General features: G+C 44.0%; 1 protein-coding gene. It reads right to left on the bottom strand.

What is annotated here, in order from left to right:
• Positions 1-594 (bottom strand): pyridoxal-phosphate dependent enzyme (locus R8N47_RS25155; protein WP_318186098.1); only part of this gene is annotated, 594 nt, incomplete at its 3' end.
• Positions 595-714: the final 120 nt, after the last annotated feature.

Genomic DNA, 714 nt, shown 5'->3' with positions numbered 1-714 from the left:
TACGGAACCAATGGCATAAAGCTGAGTTTCTGGATCTTTTAGGTACGCTTCAAAGGCAGCATCAACGGCTTCTTTCAGCGTTTTACGTCCGTGCGTGGCAGGAATCACGTTAGCACCAAGGATTCTCATACGGACAACGTTCGGATGCTCTTTGGCGATATCGACTTCGCCCATGTAAATGTCACATTCTAATCCAACCAAAGCGGCAGCAGTCGCCAATGCCACGCCATGCTGGCCAGCACCAGTTTCCGCAATCAGTTTCTTTTTGCCCATTTTCTTCGCAAGGATGGCTTCACCTAAACAATGGTTAATTTTGTGAGCGCCAGTATGGTTCAAGTCTTCTCGCTTTAGATAAATGTCGGCACCGTATTTCTTAGATAGATTCGCTGCATGAAAAATAGGGCTAGGTCGACCGACAAAGTGTTTATAAAGGCGAGCTAACTCGTCTTTGAACTCTGGATCTTGGCAACATTCTTCGTAAGCGGCGTTAATGTCTCGCATGATTTGCTCAAGCTCTGGCGGGACAAAGCTGCCACCATATTCGCCAAAATATCCTTCATTGTTGGGCATGTTGTGGTCGAAAGAATTTTTCATTAGTTACGTCCTAGTAAATGAGAGTATTGATACTTTTATACCCAAATTCACAAATAGGTTGTGTGATCAGTTGCTTAAATCGTGATGCTGCTATCATGAACTAGTTAAATAGTACGAGAT

This window comes from Vibrio sp. 2132-1, assembly GCF_033344315.1.
Note: the sequence above shows the minus strand (reverse complement) of the source record. Positions and strands in the feature narration are given on the sequence as shown.